Raw genomic sequence first — 17,469 nt, forward strand, 5'->3', positions numbered from 1 at the left:
CTGCCCCCAAAGCCCGCTCCGTGCAACCGACTTGGGGCCTTCGGGGTGCCCGCCCGACCAGGCAGGTCGAGCCGTACCGGGCGGGCCTCCCGCCCGTTCGCCCGCCGCCGCGTCCGCTGCTCCGGGCGGAGTGCGACCGGCCCCGGCGGGTGTCCGCGCGGACGGCTGCGCGGCGCATCTCCTGCGCGCCGCGGGCCGCGCGCTCACGCTGGGCGCAGAAGCCGTACCGCTCCGCAGCCGCCGGTCGGCGCGCTGTTTCCCGCGTGCCCCGACCGCACTGTCCGGGCGTCGTCGCGGTCGGCGCCCCCTGTTCGCCGTACGAAACGGGTGTCTCCCCCATGAAACGTGCCCTCCCCCGCGCCCGCGCCCTGCTCCGCTCCCTCCGGGGAGTGCCGAGATGGCGCGTGCTCACCGCCGCGGCCGCCGTCCTGCTGCTCGTCACCGCCTTCGGGACGCTCGGGGCGAACCGTGCGCCGCTCGCCCACGCCTCGGTGCGCGGCACCACGGTCAGCGGCGGTCTGAGCGTCAGCGTCAACCCCGGCAGCGTCGTGGTCGGCCTCGCCACCGTCTCCGCGACCGTCACCTACACCTGTACCGACACCAGTGCGCCCACCGGGGACGCGGTGCTGCGGGTGGAGTTCGAGCAGAACAACGCCGGGGCCTCGACCGAGGTGGACGTGCCGTGCGGCTCCGGCGAGATCGACCAGACCCAGACGGTGACCGCCGCGCAGCTCGGCATGAGCGGCAGCCAGGAGGTCACCGCGGCCGCGTTCCTGATGGACGGCCGGGCCTCCGCCAGCAGTCTCGCCGAGGCCCTCGTCGAAGGCACCTGGGTGGGCATCGACTCCTCCGTGACCTACCCGGGCGACGGCACCGTGACGCTGAGCGGCTTCTACAACTGCACCCGGAGCGCGTCCACCGGCGGCGGGGTGTTCATCAACGCCCATGAGATCAACGCGAGCAGCACCACCAAGAACGTCATCGGCAGCGCTGTGGTCGCCACCGCCGTCTGCAACGGCACCAACCAGCCGTGGAGCGCGAACGTCACCTCCAGCAACTCCGGCAGCTACACGGACACGGCCACGCTGATGGTCTCGGCGGACGGGAAGATCCCCACCGTCGGCGGCGGAGCCGACTTCCGGAGCGGCTCGGCGGTCGACTACTCGGTGTTCTTCAAGTGACCGAGGACGACCGCGGGCCGTGCCCGCACCCCGGGCAGGGGTGCGGGCACGGCCCGTCGCACGGGGCTCGGCCGCTGGAGCCGAGCATCGGGGCTCAGCCCCGGGAGCCGACCGCGAAGCCGTACTGGACGGGCCAGTTGCGGTCCACGCCCAGCGCCTTGGCGGCGTGCAGCGGCCAGTACGGGTCGCGGAGCAGCTCGCGGCCGAGCATCACCGCGTCCGCCTCGCCGTCGGTCAGCACCTGCTCGGCCTGGTCCGGCTCGGTGATCATCCCGACCGCGCTGACCGGGATGCCGGCCTCGCGCCGGATCTGCGCGGCGAACGGCACCTGGTAGCCGGGCCCGACGGTGATCCTGGCGTTCGGGACGAGGCCGCCGGAGGAGACGTCGATCAGGTCGATGCCGATGGCCTGGAGCTCCTTGGCGAGCAGGACGCTCTCCTCGACCGTCCAGCTGGGCTCGTCGCCGACCCAGTCGGTGGCGGAGACCCGGAACAGCACCGGCAGCTCCTCGGGCCACACGGCCCGCACGGCGGCGGCGATCTCGCGGGCGAGGCGGCTGCGGCCGGCGAAGTCGCCGCCGTAGCCGTCGGTGCGGTGGTTGGTGAGCGGGGAGAGGAACTGGTGGACCAGGTAGCCGTGGGCGCCGTGCACCTCGACCACCTGGAAGCCGGCGGCCAGGGCGCGGCGGGCGGAGTCGGCGAAGTCCTGCACCAGTTCGGCGATCTGAGTCTCCGTCAGCTCCGCCGGGGCCGGGTAGCCCTCGTCGAACGGGATCGGGGACGCGCCGACGATCGGGAAGCCGCCGTTCTCGACGGCCAGCGGCCCGCCGCCCGAACTGGCCTTCCCCGTCGAGGCCTTGCGGCCGGCGTGGGCGAGCTGGATCGCGGGGACGGCGCCGTGCTGGCGGATCAGGGCGGCGATCCGGGCGAGGGCCTCCTGCTGGCGGTCGTTCCACAGGCCGAGGTCCCAGGGGGAGATCCGGGCGTCGGGGCGGACGCCGGTCGCCTCGACCATGACCAGGCCCGCACCGCCGGCGGCGCGGGCGCCGAGGTGGGCGAGGTGGAAGTCGGTGGCGACGCCGGTCTCGGGGCCTTCGTGGGCGGCCGAGTACATGCACATCGGGCTGAGCCAGATCCGGTTGGGGATGGTCAGCGAACGGAGGGTGATCGGCTCGAACAGGGCGCTCACGACGGCCCGTCCTTCCTGTGGTCCGACTGGTCTCTTCGCTTCGTACGATAGCCGCCGTACTACGACATCTGTCAAACTACGAGAGTTCTCGTACTATAGAGCGGTGACCATCGACCAGGACTGTCCCGGGCTGCTGCCGGAGCCGACCGTCGCCGAGCTGCGGCTGGAGGCCGTGCTGCACGCGCTCGCCGACCCGACCCGGCTGCGGATCGTCGCCGACCTGGCGGCGGTGGGCGGCGACGAGCTGAACTGCCTGGCCTTCGAGCTGCCGGTCACCAAGTCGACATTGACCCATCACTTCCGCGTGCTGCGCGAGGCCGGACTGATCCGCCAGCACCGTCGCGGCACCTCTAAGATGAACACACTGCGCGCCGCAGATCTTTCCGCGCGCTTCCCCGGACTGCTGGAAGCGGTGCTCGCCGCCGCCGAGCCGTGCCTCACCACCCCGAAGCCGGCCGCCCGCTGACCGTTCGACCGACTCTCGGGCCACCAGCCTGACGATCCGTCAATTCACGCCCCGCGCAAGGCGGATGTCCGCCACGGGGCGCGGCGACCCTTCGCCAGTACAACGTTGGAACCGTCTCGTCACTCTGCTCGTCAACCGCCTCAGAAGCCCCGCCCGGCGGATGTCCGGGGGCACTTCGTGACACGGTCATGCCTGGTCACACGGGCTTCACCGGAGTTGCCCCACCGTTCATCCCACGTGGTCATTTGGTCTATACCAATCGGGTAATCTGACCGGCGACAGGTGTCAATGACCGGCCGTGGGGGGCCCAATGACTGTCAATCACCTTCCGTCGCCACCCTCCGATCAGGAGCTCTACTGGTATTTCGGACCTCAGCGCCGCTGGGTCCCGCTGCTCTCCGCGTTCGCCTTCGTGCTCAGCGCGGCCACCATGTTCAGTTTTTCGCTGCGGACGCCCGCACTCTGGCCGTTCCTGGCCGTGCTCGGCGTCAACCTCGTCGCCCTGGCGCTGACCTGCCTGAACGGGCTGCGCCGCCGCCGCTTCACCCGGGCCGGCCACGAACTGCTGGTCGCCGCCTGGCAGCCCGCCGACCCGCCGTCCGTCGACCTGTACCTGCCGACCTGCGGCGAACCGCTCGACATCCTCGCCAACGCCTACCGCGCGGTGGCGAAGCTGGAGCACCCCGGACAGCTCGACGTGTGGGTGCTGGACGACGGCGACCGGCCCGAAGTGGCCGCGCTGGCAGCGGAGTTCGGCTACCACTACGTGGTGCGCCCGAACCGCGGCGAGTTCAAGAAGGCCGGCAACCTCAACCACGCGCTCACCCTGAGCGGCGGCGAGTACATCGCCATCCTGGACGCCGACTTCGCGCCGCGCGCCGACCTGCTGCAACACCTGCTGCCGTACTTCGGCGACCCGAAGGTCGGCATCGTGCAGAGCCCGCAGTGCTTCGACACCGACGCCTCGATGGGCTGGGTGCAGCGCGCCGCCGGCTCCGCCCAGGAGTGGTTCTTCCGCTGGGTGCAGCCCAGCCGGGACGCCTCCGACGCCGCGATCTGCTGCGGCTCCAACGCGGTCTACCGCCGCGCCGCGATCGACGCCGCCGGCGGCTTCGCCCGGCTCGACCACAGCGAGGACATGTACACCGGACTCGCCCTGCACCAGCGCGGATTCACCACCCGGTACGTGCCGGTGCTGGTCGCCAAGGGCACCTCGCCCGACTCCACCACCAGCTTCGTCAACCAGCAGTACCGCTGGACGATGGGCAACCTCCACCTGATCGGCGACCGGGCCGCCCGCAAGGCCATGACCTGGCGGATGCGGCGCTGCTTCGACGAGGGCATCGTCGGCTACCTGGCCGCCGCCGTGAACGTGCTCACCGCACCGCTGCCGCCGCTGGTCATGCTGTTCGCCTTCCCCGGCGAGGTCCGCGCCTGGTACGTGCTGCCGATGCTCTCCCTGCTGTGGCTGTGGCACGTCCTGCTGCCCCGGGTCAGCCGCACCCGCTGGCGCTCCGAAGTGCTGCGCGCCAACGTGCTGATGAGCTTCGCCGCCGCCACCGCCTACTGGCACACCGCGCGCGGCCGCAGCGCCGCCTGGGTGCCCACCGGCGCGGCCAAGCCCGGACGCTCCGGCGGCATGGCCCGCAACGTCCTACTGGTCTCGCTGCTCTGGACGGCCGGCACGCTGACCGCCACCGCCGTCGGCATCGCCGTCGCCACCGCCCTGCACGGCTGGCACACCACCTGGGGCCTGGGGCTGTACCTCGCCGTCCAGCTGCACCTCGGCGTCCCGCTGATCCGCGACCTGTACGCCGAACTGCGGCCGCACGCCACCGAACCGACCGAATCCGGGGCCCGCCCGGCGATGCGGCCCAGGCGCTGGCCCGAGGCCCTCGCCGTCACGAGCACGCTCGCCCTGATCGCCCTGCTCGCCTCCGGCTGGGTAGCGCCGATGCTGCCCTGGCTGGGCTGAAAGGTCCACCTCCCGTGTCCACCAGCACCGCCCCGCTCACCGTCGTCCTCGGGCGACAGCCCGTCGAACGGCCCAGGTTCAGACCCGACATCGAAGGCCTGCGCGCCGTCGCCGTGCTCGCCGTGCTCGCCTTCCACGCGGCCGTCCCCGGCCTCGCCGGCGGCTTCGTCGGCGTGGACGTCTTCTTCGTCATCTCCGGCTACCTGATCACCGGACTGCTGCGCACCGAGACCGCCGCCACCGGCAAGGTCCGGCTCGCCGAGTTCTACTCCCGCCGCGCCCGCCGACTGCTGCCCTCCGCCGCCGTGGTGCTCGCCGTGGTCGCCGTCCTCGGCGCCCTGCTCACCGCGCCGCTGCGCCGCGCCGACCTGGAACGCGACGTCCTCGCCTCCGCGCTGTCCGTCGCCAACTGGCGCTTCATCGCCGAACAGACCGACTACCTGGCCGCCGGCCGCGACCCCAGCGCGCTGCTGCACTTCTGGTCGCTCGCCGTCGAGGAGCAGTTCTACCTGCTGTGGGCCCCGCTGATGGCGCTCGCCGCCCGCTGGGCCTGGAAGCGGCGCACCGTCCTCGGCCTCACCCTGGTGCTCGGCGCCGGCTCGTTCTGGCTCTCCCTGCACTGGAGCGCCGGAGCGTACCTCTCCACGCCCACCCGCGCCTGGCAGTTCGCCGCCGGCGCCGTCATCGCCCTGCTGCCGCTCGACGAAATACCCAGACTGGTACGGGAGTTGCTGGGCCTGGGCGGCATGGCCGCGGTGGTCGCCGCCGTCCTGCTCTTCGACGCCGCCACCCCCTACCCCGGCTACGCCGCGCTGCTGCCCACCGTCGGCACCGCCGCGATCATTCTGGCCGGCTCCGGGACGCACCTGGTGGGACGGGTGCTGGCGCTCTCCGCGCCGCGCGCGATCGGCCGGCTCTCCTACAACCTCTACCTGTGGCACTGGCCGGTGCTGGTGCTCGCCGAAGCCCAGTGGGGCACCCTGCACTGGGGCGTCAAGGTCGCCCTGACCGCGGCCGCCGCGCTGCCCGCGCTCGCCGCCCTGAACTGGCTGGAGCAACCGCTGCGCCGCAGCCTGGTGCTCGGCGAAATCCCGCGCCGCGGACTGTCGTTGGGCCTCACCGCGGTCGTCATGCCGGTGGTGCTGGCGCTCGTGGTCGGCACCGGCACGATCCGCAACCTGGGCCCCGCCACTCCCCCGGACCCGTCCGGCCTGCCGCCGGGCGCCCGCGACGGCCACAGCCTGCTCGCCGCCGCCCCGCCCGCGAACGGGCCGACCGTGCCCAACCCCGTCCAGGCCCGGCAGGACTTCCCGCCGGACGGCGCCTGCGAGGTGGACCCGGCCGACACCACCAGCCCGCCCTGCCGCTTCGGCAACGGCGACGACCGGATCGTGCTGCTCGGCGACTCGCACGCCGGCCAGTGGTTCTCCGCGCTGCTCGGCATCGCCGCCCAGCACCGCATGTCCGTCGAGGAGCTCGTCAAGCAGGGCTGCCCGCTACCCGAACTCACCGTCACCAACCCGCAGTTGGGGCGCACCTACCACGAGTGCGACACCTGGCGGGCGAACACCCTGAACCGGCTCAAGGACGGGCCGAAGCCGAAGCTGATCGTCGTCTCCACGCTGAACCGGTACACCGCCGACCGCGAGACGCTGCTGCGCGGCTGGCAGCGAACCCTCGACCCGCTGCGGGAGCTGGGCGTCCCGATCGTCTACCTGCAGGACACCCCGATCCCCGGCCGGGACGTCCCCGCGTGCGTCTCCGGGCACCCCGACACCACCTCCGCCTGCGACTTCCCGCGCAGCGAGGCCCTGTGGGCCGACCCGCTGGCCGAGGAGATCGCCGCCGGACGCGTCCCGGGCGTGCACACCATCGGCGTCAACCCGGTGCTCTGCCCCGGCGAGGGCAGGACCTGCCCCGCCGTCCTGGAGCACGTCCTGCTGTACCGCGACGACTCGCACCTGACCAACGCGGCGGCCGTCGTCCTCACCGCCCGACTCGACCAACTCCTCACCGACGCGGGGGTGTTCGGCAACGGCTGGACCACCCTGCTGCACGACGAGTTCGACGGGCCGGCCGGCGCGAAGCCCGACCCCGCGAACTGGCAGTACGACCTGGGCACCTGCTACCCCGGCTGCCCCGCCGCCCAGTGGGGCACCGGCGAGGTCGAGACCATGACCGACTCCCCCGCGAACGTCCGGCTGGACGGCCAGGGCGCCCTGGAGATCGCCCCCACCCGGGACGCGAGCGGCCGCTGGTCCTCGGGCCGCATCGAGTCCAAGCGCGCGGACTTCACCGCACCCGCGGGCGGAGTGCTGCGCGTGGAAGCCAAGTTGGCCCTGCCGGACGTCAAGGGGCCTGCCGCGTCCGGCTATTGGCCCGCGTTCTGGGCGCTCGGCGGGAAACTCCGTGACGGGTACACCGGTTGGCCGGGCGTCGGCGAACTCGACGTCCTCGAATCGGTCGGCGGACGCGGCTTCTTCGGCACCCTGCACTGCGGCACCACGCCGGGCGGCCCCTGCAAGGAGCCTGCCGGCCTGGGCTCCGGCGAACAGTCCTGCGCGGACTGCTGGGGCACGTTCCACACCTGGACCCTGGAGGTCGACCGCACCGCCCCCGTCGAAAAGGTCCGCTGGCTGCGCGACGGCACCGAGTACTTCGCCGTCACCTCCGACCAGGTCGACCCGGCCGCCTGGGACCAGGCCGTGCACCACGGAATCTTCCTGATCCTGAACGTCGCCATCGGCGGCAACCTGCCCAGCGCCTACGGCAGCCCGGTGACCCCGGCCACGGAACCGGGGCACCCGATGAAGGTCGCTTCGGTCACCGTCTCGACCCGAGGGTAACCACCGGAGAGAGCACCACCAGGGGCGCGTGGGGGTACCCCCACGCGCCCCTGTTTTCGCACCCTCGCTGCCCGCTACTCCGGCTTGCGGAACATTCGTGTTGCCGTGATCTCGCCGTGGATGGTCGGGCCGTCCGGGTCCTGGGGGGACGGGAGGCCGGGGCGGAGGTGTTCTTCGACGGAGATGTACTTGAGGCCGGCGCGGAGGTCGGCGTCGTTGCGGAGGCGGATGACGAGGGGGAACTCGGCGAGCGCGGTGGTGTCGAACAGGCCGGTGGTGTAGATGAGTTGGACGCCGAGCGCGTCGGCGACGGCGCGCTGGAGCTCCAGCAGGTAGGTCGCGTTGGCGCGGCCGATCGGGTTGTCGAGGAAGAGCGTGCCGGCGTGCCGGAGCTGTGACTGGCCGCGGTCGTTGGCGCGCAGGGCGGCCATCGTGCAGTAGAGGGCGATCGCGGCGGTGAGCAGCTGGCCGCCGGAGAAGACGTCCGACATCTGGCCGACCGAGACGCGTTCGGCGCGCAGCACGGCGTCGGGCTTGAGGATCTCGACCGAGACGCCCTTGGGGCCGATCGCGGCGGCGACGCCGCGCAGCAGCAGGGACATGCCGTCGCGGCGCAGGTCGGAGTTCTTCTTGACGGCGGACCGGGTGGCTTCGTCGATGACCTCGCCGAGCCGTTCGACCAGGACGGCGTGGTCCGGGTCGTCGAAGCGGATGCGCAGGAATTCCTGGCCCGACCATTCGCCGAGGCCTTCGGGGAGGCGGGACAGGCGCTGGGCGGCGCGCAGGGTGGCGAGGGAGGACTCGACCAGGCCGCGGAGGCGGTCGACGATGGAGGAGCGGTTGCGCTCCAGTTGGGCGAGTTCGTCGGTGAGGACGCGCAGCCGGGGGGCGAACGCGGCGGCCCAGGCGGCGGCGTGGTCGGGGAGGGCGGCGGCGGGCAGCTCGCGGATCTGCTGGCGGGCGGGGGTGCGGACGGCTTCGTAGCGGGCGGCGTTGGCATGCCGGACGAGGGCGTCGGAGGCGTCGCGGACGGCGAGTTCGGCGCCGGTGAGTTCGGTGGCGGCGGTGCGCATGGCGCGCCGCGTGTCGGCGGCGGCGGCGCGGGCGGCGGCGAGGCCGCCGAGGTAGGCGTCGGCGGTCTCGGTCTCGTCGCCGTTGTCCCGGAGGGCGTCGCGGAGTTGGCCGGCGAGTTCCTCGAAGTCGGTGGCGGCGGCCTGCGCCTGGTCCAACGTCCTTTGCAGGTCGGCGTGTTCGGTGCGGGCGGCGTCGACCCGTTCGCGGCGTTCGGCGAGCAGCGCGGTGGCGGTGCGCAGCAGGGCCTGGGCGTGTTCGGTGTCGGCGGGGACGAGGTCGTCGGGGAGTTCGGTGTGGGCTTCGCCGTTGACGGGGGCGGAGCGTTCGGCGTCGCCGCGCAGCCGGCCGACCTCTTCGGCGGCGGCGCCGGCCCGGGCTTCGATGATGGTGACGAGTTCCTCGGCGCGGGCGGCGGCGGCCTGGCGGGCGGGGCCGTCGGCGCCGTCGGGGCTGGCGAGGAGTTCTTCGGCGCGGGCCTTGACCTTGTTGCTGAGGCGGTCGAGTTCGGCGGCGGCGGCGGCTTCGTCGCCTTCGGCGCGGGCCTGTTCGGCGCGCAGGTCGGCGCCGACGCCGACCTTCTCGTAGAGCTGGGCGGCGGCGCGGTAGGCCTCGCGGAGGGCGGGCAGCGAGGCGGGGGCGAGGTCGGAGTCGGGTTCGGCGCTGGTGTCGGCGGCGGCGATCTCGGCGCGTTCGCCGCGCAGGGTGCGGGCGGTGCGGCGGGCGTCGTCGGCGGCGCGCTGGGCGGCGCGGCGGTCCTCGTCGCAGGTGCGGGCGCGTTCGGTGCACAGGGCCTGGCGGCGTTCGCATTCGGTGGCGTCGTCGGCGAGTTCGCGCTGCCGGCGGGTCCAGTTGTTGCGTTCGCGCAGGCGGAAGGCGAGGCCGGCGAGGGCGTCGGCGCGGCGGCGGGTGCGCTGGGCGGTCTCCCGGCACTCCTCGTGGCGGGCGGCGGCGGCCTGGTGGTCGGCTTCGGCTTCGGCGTGGTCGGCGCGCAGGGTGGCGAGTTCGGCGGCGGCGTGCTCGGCGTGCTCGGCGGCCGCGGCGGCGGCTTCGGCGAGTTCGGCGAGGGTGCCGGGCGGGCTGCTGGCGTGCCAGGAGGCGAGGCGGGCGGCGAGGGCGCGGTCGCCGCCGAGGCGGGCGGCGAGTTCGCGGATGTGTTCCTCGCGGGCGGTGGCGCGGGCGCGCAGTTCGCGGCGTTCGTCGTCGGCGGCGGTCTCGTTGTGCATGGCCGGGTTCGGCGGCACGAGGAAGAAACCGGGTTCGCCCTCGATGGGGGCGATCAGGGCGGCGGCGGTGCCGACGGCGACGGTGGAGCGGGGCAGCAGGGCGGCGGCGGCGAGGGCTTCGCGGGCGCGGTCGAGGGCGGCGGGGTCGGTGACGACGACGCCGTCGACGAGTTCGGGGCGGGCGGCGAGGATGGCGTCGTGGTCGGCGGGGTCGACGGACTGGGCGAGGTAGCGCCAGCCGGGCAGGGCGGGGATGCCCTGCTCGCCGAGGTACTCGACGGTGGCGAGGACGTCGGGGCCGGGCGGGAGGAGTCCGCCGTCGCCGAGGGCGGCGAGGATCCGGGAGTCGTCGGCGGCGGCGGTGCGCAGGTCGAACAGGGTGCGTTCGGCGCTCGCCACGGCCTGGTCGAGGAGTTCGCGCAAGTCCTCGGCGCTGGCGTCGAGTTGACGGGGCATCAGGAAGCCTTCGGACTCGTCGGCGCCGTCCTGGTAGGGCGTCAGGGCGAGCAGTTCGGCGAGCCGGGGTTCGGCGGCGAGCTGGGCGGCGGTGCGCTGTTCGGCGGCGAGGGCGCGTTCGGCGGCGGTGCGGGCGTCGGTGGCGCGGGCGGCGGCGAGTTCGGCGCGGGCTTCGGCGGCGGCGGCTTCGCGGGCCCGGGCGGCAGCCGATTCGGCGGCGGTGCGGGCCTGGTCGAGGGCCTCGGTGGCGGCGCGTTCGGCGTCGGCGGCGTGCAGGGCGGCGCGGGCGGGGTCGGGTTCGGCGCCGGAGTCGTCGATCCAGCCGGCTTCGACGGCGGCGGCGGTCTCCTGCTCGACCTCGGTGAGGCGCTGGCGGAGGTGTTCGGCCTCGGAGCGGGCCTTCTGGGCGGCGGTGGCGGCGGCGGTGGCTTCGGCCTGGGCGGCGGAGCCGTCCTGCTGGAGCTCGTCGGCGCGCAGTTCTTCCTGGTCGGCGCGGGTCTCGGCGCCGAGGGCGGCGGCTTCGAGGGCGCGGGCGAGGGCGCCGGCGGCGCGGTCGCGGGCGGCGAGGGCGGGGGCGGCGTCGAGTTCGGCCTCCCGGATGGCGTCGGCGACGCGGCTGGCGCGGTCGGCGGCGGCGCGGTGCCGCAGGACCGCCTCGGCGGCCTGCCAGGCGGCGAACTGGGCGCGGGCGTCGGTGAGTTCGCGGCGCAGCCGGCCGGCGTCGGCGGTGGCGGCTTCGAGGCCGAGGGTGGCGTGCCGGTAGCCGAGTTCGGCGACGATCTGCGCGTGCCGGGTGCGGTCGGTCTCGGCGGCGGTGACGGCGCTCGCGGCGGCGGCGACCTCGACGGCGAGGTCGTGGGCGCGGTCGCGTTCGACGGCGGAGCGGGCGGACAGCGACAGGGCGAGCCGGCGGGTGCGGCGCTCGGCGGCGCGGTGGCCCTCGCGGACGGTTTCGCGGCCGGCGGTGGCGTCGACGATGCGCTGGAGCAGGTCGACGGAGCCGGCGGTGAACTCGCGTTCGGCGGTGAGTTCGGCGCGGCGGCCGAGCTTGGCGGCGAAGCCGTGGACGAGGTCGGCGAGGCCGTCGGTGTCGCGGGTGTCGGTGACGGCGCGCAGCAGCAGGTCGGTGAAGTCGGCGTCGTTGCGGACCGCGAACAGGCCGGCGGCCTCGCCCTCGTCGGCGTTCATCTCGCGCTGGTAGCGGAAGAGTTCGGGGTCGAGGCCGAGCGCGCCGAGGTGCTCGTTCCAGCGGTCGTGGATCTCCTCGAAGGTGACGTCGAGGTGCGGGTGGGCCTTGGCGGCCTCGGCGAGGGTGTCGCGGAAGCCCTTCATGGTGCGGCGGCGGCCGCGGGCCTTCTGGTCGCCGGCCAGGCTGGGGCGTTCGGCGACCGGGAGGGAGTCCAGGGTGAGGCCGGTGCCGGGCCGGAAGGAGTACCAGAGCTCGGCGAACTTCCGCGGGTCGGAGGAGACCTGGCGGCCGCGCCACTCGCTGACCTTGCCGACCACGATGAGTTCGCCGGTGACGGTGTGCTGCCATTCCAGGGCGACGTGGCCGCAGTCGTCGGCGAGCAGGAACTTGCGCAGCACGCCGGAGGACGCGCCGCCGAGGGTGTTGCGGTGGCCGGGCAGCATCACCGAGAAGATCAGCTTGAGCAGCACGGACTTGCCGCCGCCGTTCTCCAGGAACAGCACGCCGGCGGGCGCGGGCCGGCGCTGCGGGCCCTCGGGCTCCTCACCGAACAGGCCGATCTGCTGCGGCTGCGGTTCGGGGACCGGCTCGCCGACACCGCGCAGGTCGAGCACCGTGTCGGCGTAGCGGGCGCCCGCCGGTCCGATCGAGTACAGGCGGACCCGGTTCAGCTCGTACATGTGCGGTGGTTCTCCTGGAGCGGTCAGTTCAGAACGTGGCGGGGGTGGGTCAGAGCGAGTGGAACGGCAGGCCGGCGTCGGCGACCAGCTCGTCGCTGTCGTCGGGCGGCAGCAGGGTGGCGGTGCCGTCGCTGACGGGGACGACGCCGAGGTCGAGGAGTTCGGCCATCGCGGCGCTGCCGGCCAGGTCGCGGACCTGCAACTGGTAGCGGGCGGTGGTGCGGTAGGTACCGCCGGCGTCGTCGGAGGTCTTCTGCAGGAAGCCGGAGTCGACCAAAAACGAGACCGCCTTGGAGACGATGCCCGTGGTGGAGCCGGCCAGCCGGCGGGCGTCCTTGGTGGCGCCGGTCGCGGAGCGGCGGGCCCACACCCGCCAGGCCGCCTCCAGCGCGGGGGCGGCGCTCGCCGGGTCGGTGTTGCTGCCCTCGGCCTCGGCGCGCTCCTCCAGCCGGCGGCACGCCTGCCGGACGAAGGCGTCCACGCCGTTGACGGTGACCCGGCCGAGGTAGCCGTCGTCGGCGAGGTCCTCGGGGCGGGGGAAGGCGAGCGCGGCGACGGCGAGGTGTGCGAGGCCGTGCAGGAAGCGGTCGGTGGACTCGGAGTTGGCCCGACGCGAGTAGTCGCCCATCCGGACGGCGAACACCGACTCCTCGGCAGCGGCGACAGCCATGCCCGCCCGGGCCGAGACCTCCAGCACCACCAGCCCCATCCCGGTGGCGACCGCGTCGGCGAGCCGGGCGAACGGCGAATCGTCACGGTACCGGCGGACCAACTCGGCGTACTCGGCGTCCCGGGACGGCAGCAACTTGGCCTGCAGCCCGAAGGACACCAGCCGCGCGGCCTCGGTGACATCGGCCGGACTGATCGCCGCATGCCCGGCAACGGCCGGCTCGGCGTCCTGCGGTGCCCACGCCTCGGCGCTGGTGGTCATGCGGGTGCTCCTTCGGTACGAGTGCTGCGAATGCTGCGCGGGCCGCCGACGGCATCCGTGCCACGCGGGCCACCGGCGCTACGGACGGTGTCGGTGCCGCGCGGGCCGCGGACGGGGCCGGTGCTGCGGGCGATGCCGACGCCGCGCGGGCTGCAAGCGGTGAGGGCGGTGCAGGCGCTGCGCGTGCCGCAACTGCAACGCGAAGCCAAAGCACTGCGCATACCGCAGGTACAACGCGTGCCGCGAGCAATGCCGGTGCCCTGCGGGCTGCCGACGCTGCGGGCGATGCCGGTACTGCGCGGGCCGTGGACGGGGCCGGTGCTTCGGGCGATGCCGACGCCGCGCGGGCCGCAAGCGGTGAGGGCGGTGCAGGCGCTGCGCGTGCCGCAACTGCAACGCGAAGCGAAAGCACTGCGCACACCGCAGGTACAACGCGTGCCGCGAGCAGTGCCGGTGCCCTGCGGGCTGCCGACGCTGCGGGCGATGCCGGTGCTGCGCAGGCCGCAAGCAGTGAGGGCGGTGCAGGCGCTGCACGTGCCGCAAGTGCAACGCGAAGCGAGAACGCTGCGCGTACCGCGATCACGACCTGTGCCGCAGCGCGCGCCAGAGGCACCGGGTGTGCCGCAGGCGCAGCACGAAGCGAGAGCACCGCGTGTGCCGCACGTGCGACGTGTGCCGCAACGCGCCGCGAAAGCACCGCGCGTGCCACAGGCGCAGCGTGTGCCGCAGGCACCACCTGTGCCACAACGCGTGCCGCAAGTGCGGCGCGAAGCGACAGCACCGTACGTACCAGAGGCACGACCTGTGCCGCACCGCGAAGCGCAAGCGCAGCGTGTGCCGTACGTGCGACGTGTGCCGCAATGCGCAGCGAAAGCACTGCGCGTGCCCCAAGCACTGCGCGTTGCGCAGGCGGAGCGCGTTGCGCAAGCGCAGCAGGTGCCGCAGCGCGCAGCGAGAGCGCCGCGCGTGGCACAGGTGCAGCGCGAAGCGAAAGCACTGCACGTGGCGCAAGCGCAGCGTGTGCCACACGCGCGACGTGTGCGCGCAGCGAAAGCACCGCACGTGCCGCAAGCGCAGCCCGTTGCACAGCCTGTGCCGCAGGCACCCCCTGTGCCGCACCGCGCAGCGAGAGCTCCGCACGTACCGCCCGCGTAGCGGCCTCTCATTTCGCGTCCCGGCGGTCGGCCGCCATGCCCGCGGCGTCGAGGAGGGCGCTGCCGACGATCAGGTCGGCGCCGCCGAAGCCGGGGTCGTCGAGGCGGGTGCCGTCGTCGACGGCGAAGAGCAGGCGTTCCTCGCCCTGGCGGTAGGCGGTGCCGACGGGCGGGCTGGCCGCGTGGACGGCGAGCAGGGCGACCAGGTAGGCGAGTTCCTCGCCGTCCTCGGCGAGTTCGGTGCCGCGGGCGCGGGCGTCGGCGAGCAGGCCGGAGAGTCGGCGGGGGGCGTCGGCGGGCAGGTCGAGCAGGTCGAGGGCGGTCTCCAGCTGGGCTTCGGAGAACCGGCTGTCGTCGGGGGTGGCGACCAGGTCGGGTTCGGGCAGTTCGGCGCCGAGGTGCTCGCGTTCGACGGGCGGGGTGAGCAGCAGGTCGACGAGGTCGCTGACCCGGACGGAGACGGGGGTGCGCAGTCCGGTGCCGCGGGCGAAGAACGCGTCGGTGGGCCGGGTGGCGTCCGCGAGCGGCAGGGTGAGGACGGGGGCGAGGAGTTGACCGTACAGGTCGATGCCGGTGCGGGCGGTGGGGGCGGAGAACGCCTGCCGGTCCTGTTCGGCGCGGAACAGCGGGCCGGCTTCCAGCAGGCGGGTCTGGAGCTGGGTGTGCCGGCGGATGCAGTCCTTGACGATGTCGACGAGTTCGGCGGCGCGCCGCTTGTGCTCGGCGTCGGTGCTCTCGTCGCGGGCCTTGCGGATGTTGGTGAGGATGGCGTTCTCGTGCCGGTACCGGTCGGCGATGTGGTCGAGCGCCTCGTCGATCAGGTCGGGGACGGTCTCCATCCAGTCCACCGCGCGGACGTTGCGGCGGGTGGCCTCCAGGGCGCGGCGCAGCGTCTCGGCGTACTGGACGGTGCGGTAGCGGGCCTGTTCGGCGGCGAGTTGGGCGTCGGCGAGGCGGCCGCGGCGGATCAGGACTTCGAGTTTGACCTCGGCGGCGATCTGAGCGCTCGTCACGTCGGTGTCGAGGGCGCCGACCAGGACGTTGACGGCCTCGTCGGTGGTGCGCAGGTAGACGCCGCCGTCCTGGCCGGGGACTTCCTCGATCAGTTTGAAGTCGTAGTCGCGGCGGGTGTATTCGCCGTCGGGGCCGAAGGTGCCGTAGACGGCGCGGAAGCCGCGGTCGACGCTGCCGACGTTGATGAGCGATTCGAGGACCCAGCGGGCCACCCGTTCGTGCTCGGTGACGGCGCGTGAGGGGTTCTGGGCGGCGATCCGGGGCTGGAGGCGGCTGAGGACTATGTCGCGGTCGGCGCCGGTGTCGAAGTCCATGTTGAGGGTGACCAGGTCGATGGCGGCGAGGCCGATCTCGGCCATCGTGTACGAGGCGTACTCGCCGGCCAGGTTGACCTTGCGGCTGTCGAGGTCGTGCAGCGGCGCGGTGCAGGCGAGCGCCTTGAGCCGGCGGGCGAGTCCCTCGTCGGCGGCCGGTCCGGGGGCGGGCCTGGTGGGCTGGTCTGCGATGGCGGTCACGGGGGACAAGATTAGGGCTTTCCGTGGACAGGTCCGAAACGCCCCCTTTGGGAGGAGCTGTTCCAGCGTGTTGAACACGTTCAAATTCAGGTCTAGAGTCCTTCTCGCGACACCGCGTGCCGTCTCCGGCACCCGCGTCATGAGGGGGGAGTCCCCATGTCCGACATCGCCACCGCCCCGAGCGGTTCCACCACCGCCGACCCCGGGCCCGCAGCCGCCGCCGACACCGCGCTCGTCCGACGCCGCATCAGGCGCTGGCTGTGGCTGTTCATCGTCTGCCTGGCGCTCAGCGGGCTGACCGCGTTCCCGTTGCAGACCGAGACCGGCCTGCTGGTGCGCTTCATGGACGCCAGCGGCCTCGACGGGGTGCTGCCGGCCCTGGACGCCTGGGTCGAGCGGGTCGGCGACGGCGTCGCCGACGGCTACGGCAACCACCCGTTCCTCGCCTACGGCACCGACTGGCTGGCCTTCGCGCACCTGGTGATCGCGGCCGCCTTCTGGGGCCCGCTGCGCGACCCGGTCCGCAACGTGTGGGTGATCCGCTGGGCGATGATCGCCTGCGGCGCCGTCATTCCGCTGGCGCTGATCTGCGGTCCGCTGCGCGGGATCCCGCTGTTCTGGCAATTCGTCGACATGTCGTTCGGTGTCTTCGGCGTCATTCCGCTGCTGGTGGTGCACCGGCTGATCCGTGCCCTGGAGTGGGACCAGGCCGTCCGCACCCACCACGACTTCGCCCGGGTCGTCCCCTCCCCCTGATCCGCCCCGCACGCGCGAAGGGCCACCCGCCGCACGCGCGAAGGGCCACCCGCTGCCTCGGCAGCCGGTGGCCCGTCCCGCTCCCGCTCCCGCGCGGGCGCCGTCAGCCCGCGGCGGCGGGCTCCGGCAGGCTCACCCGGCCGTCGTGCAGTTCGATCACCCGGTCGGCCTGGGCCATCAGGGTCTGGTCGTGGGTGGCGACCAGGGCGGTGACGCCCTGCGAGTGGACGACCGCACGCAGCAGCTCCATCACGGCCAGGCCGGTCTCCGAGTCGAGCTGGCCGGTGGGCTCGTCCGCGATGATCAGCGCGGGGTCGTTGGCCAGCGCCCGGGCGATCGCCACCCGCTGCTGCTGGCCGCCGGAGAGTTCGGTGGGCCGCTGCCCGGCGTGGTCGGCCAGCCCGACCAGGGCCAGCAGGGTGCGCACCCGCTCCTCGCGTTCGGCGGCGGGCAGCCGGCGCAGCCGCATCGGGACGCCGACGTTCTCGGCGGCGGTCAGCGTCGGCAGCAGGCCGAAGGACTGGAAGACGAAGCCGATCCGGTCCCGGCGCAGCGCGAGCCGGCCGTTCTCGTCGAGGCCGGCCAGGTCGGTGCCGTCCAGCGAGATCCGCCCGCTGGACGGCGAGTCGAGGCCGCCGACCAGGTTCAGCAGCGTGGTCTTGCCGGAGCCGGAGCGGCCCTTGAGGGCGGTGAGCTCGCCGCGCGCGGCGGTGAAGGAGACGCCGCGCAGTGCGTGCACGGTCCGCTCGCCGGTGCCGAAGCTGCGCCACAGCTCCTCGACCACCACCATCGGCGTGGACATGTCGGTCTCGGTCATCCC

General features: G+C 73.7%; 10 protein-coding genes. 5 read left to right on the top strand and 5 right to left on the bottom strand.

Going from position 1 to position 17,469, the window contains the following annotated elements; genetic code table 11:
• The first annotated feature begins 404 nt into the window (after nucleotides 1-404).
• The gene (locus ACWEMJ_RS03940) at nucleotides 405-1,181 is read left to right on the top strand and encodes a DUF6299 family protein (protein ID WP_452135353.1); all 777 of its coding nucleotides are present in this window, start codon (nucleotides 405-407) and stop codon (nucleotides 1,179-1,181) included.
• A 94-nt stretch (nucleotides 1,182-1,275) separates the two neighbouring features.
• Here ACWEMJ_RS03940 and ACWEMJ_RS03945 read toward each other — a convergent pair whose 3' ends face one another.
• A complete protein-coding gene (locus ACWEMJ_RS03945) occupies nucleotides 1,276-2,370 on the bottom strand; it encodes an NADH:flavin oxidoreductase/NADH oxidase (RefSeq protein ID WP_452135354.1) in 1,095 nt (364 codons plus the stop codon).
• A 103-nt stretch (nucleotides 2,371-2,473) separates the two neighbouring features.
• Between ACWEMJ_RS03945 and ACWEMJ_RS03950 the strand changes: the two genes are divergently transcribed.
• From ACWEMJ_RS03950 to ACWEMJ_RS03960, 3 genes are all read left to right on the top strand, one after another.
• Entirely contained in the window at nucleotides 2,474-2,836 is a 363-nt protein-coding gene (locus ACWEMJ_RS03950) for an ArsR/SmtB family transcription factor (protein ID WP_452135355.1), read from the top strand.
• Between the two features lie 310 nt (nucleotides 2,837-3,146).
• The gene (locus tag ACWEMJ_RS03955; RefSeq protein WP_452135356.1) at nucleotides 3,147-4,811 is read left to right on the top strand and encodes a glycosyltransferase family 2 protein; all 1,665 of its coding nucleotides are present in this window, start codon (nucleotides 3,147-3,149) and stop codon (nucleotides 4,809-4,811) included.
• 14 nt (nucleotides 4,812-4,825) lie between these two features.
• Entirely contained in the window at nucleotides 4,826-7,657 is a 2,832-nt protein-coding gene (locus ACWEMJ_RS03960) for an SGNH hydrolase domain-containing protein (RefSeq protein WP_452135357.1), read from the top strand.
• A gap of 74 nt (nucleotides 7,658-7,731) precedes the next feature.
• Here ACWEMJ_RS03960 and ACWEMJ_RS03965 read toward each other — a convergent pair whose 3' ends face one another.
• The 3 genes from ACWEMJ_RS03965 to ACWEMJ_RS03975 all read right to left on the bottom strand — a co-directional run bounded on the left by ACWEMJ_RS03965 (nucleotide 7,732) and on the right by ACWEMJ_RS03975 (nucleotide 15,893).
• The gene (locus ACWEMJ_RS03965) at nucleotides 7,732-12,279 is read right to left on the bottom strand and encodes a hypothetical protein (protein ID WP_452135358.1); all 4,548 of its coding nucleotides are present in this window, start codon (nucleotides 12,277-12,279) and stop codon (nucleotides 7,732-7,734) included.
• Between the two features lie 49 nt (nucleotides 12,280-12,328).
• Entirely contained in the window at nucleotides 12,329-13,210 is an 882-nt protein-coding gene (locus tag ACWEMJ_RS03970; protein ID WP_452135359.1) for a hypothetical protein, read from the bottom strand.
• 1,162 nt (nucleotides 13,211-14,372) lie between these two features.
• Complete coding sequence (locus ACWEMJ_RS03975; protein WP_452135360.1) at nucleotides 14,373-15,893, bottom strand: hypothetical protein; 1,521 nt, start codon at nucleotides 15,891-15,893, stop codon at nucleotides 14,373-14,375.
• Between the two features lie 156 nt (nucleotides 15,894-16,049).
• Between ACWEMJ_RS03975 and ACWEMJ_RS03980 the strand changes: the two genes are divergently transcribed.
• Nucleotides 16,050-16,649 carry a hypothetical protein gene (locus tag ACWEMJ_RS03980; RefSeq protein ID WP_452135361.1) on the top strand — a complete coding sequence of 200 codons (600 nt, stop codon included), beginning with the start codon at nucleotides 16,050-16,052 and terminating at the stop codon, nucleotides 16,647-16,649.
• A 103-nt stretch (nucleotides 16,650-16,752) separates the two neighbouring features.
• Here ACWEMJ_RS03980 and ACWEMJ_RS03985 read toward each other — a convergent pair whose 3' ends face one another.
• Complete coding sequence (locus ACWEMJ_RS03985; RefSeq protein ID WP_452135362.1) at nucleotides 16,753-17,466, bottom strand: ABC transporter ATP-binding protein; 714 nt, start codon at nucleotides 17,464-17,466, stop codon at nucleotides 16,753-16,755.
• Between the last annotated feature and the right edge of the window lie 3 nt (nucleotides 17,467-17,469).

The sequence above is a fragment of the Kitasatospora sp. NPDC004531 genome (assembly GCF_053602195.1).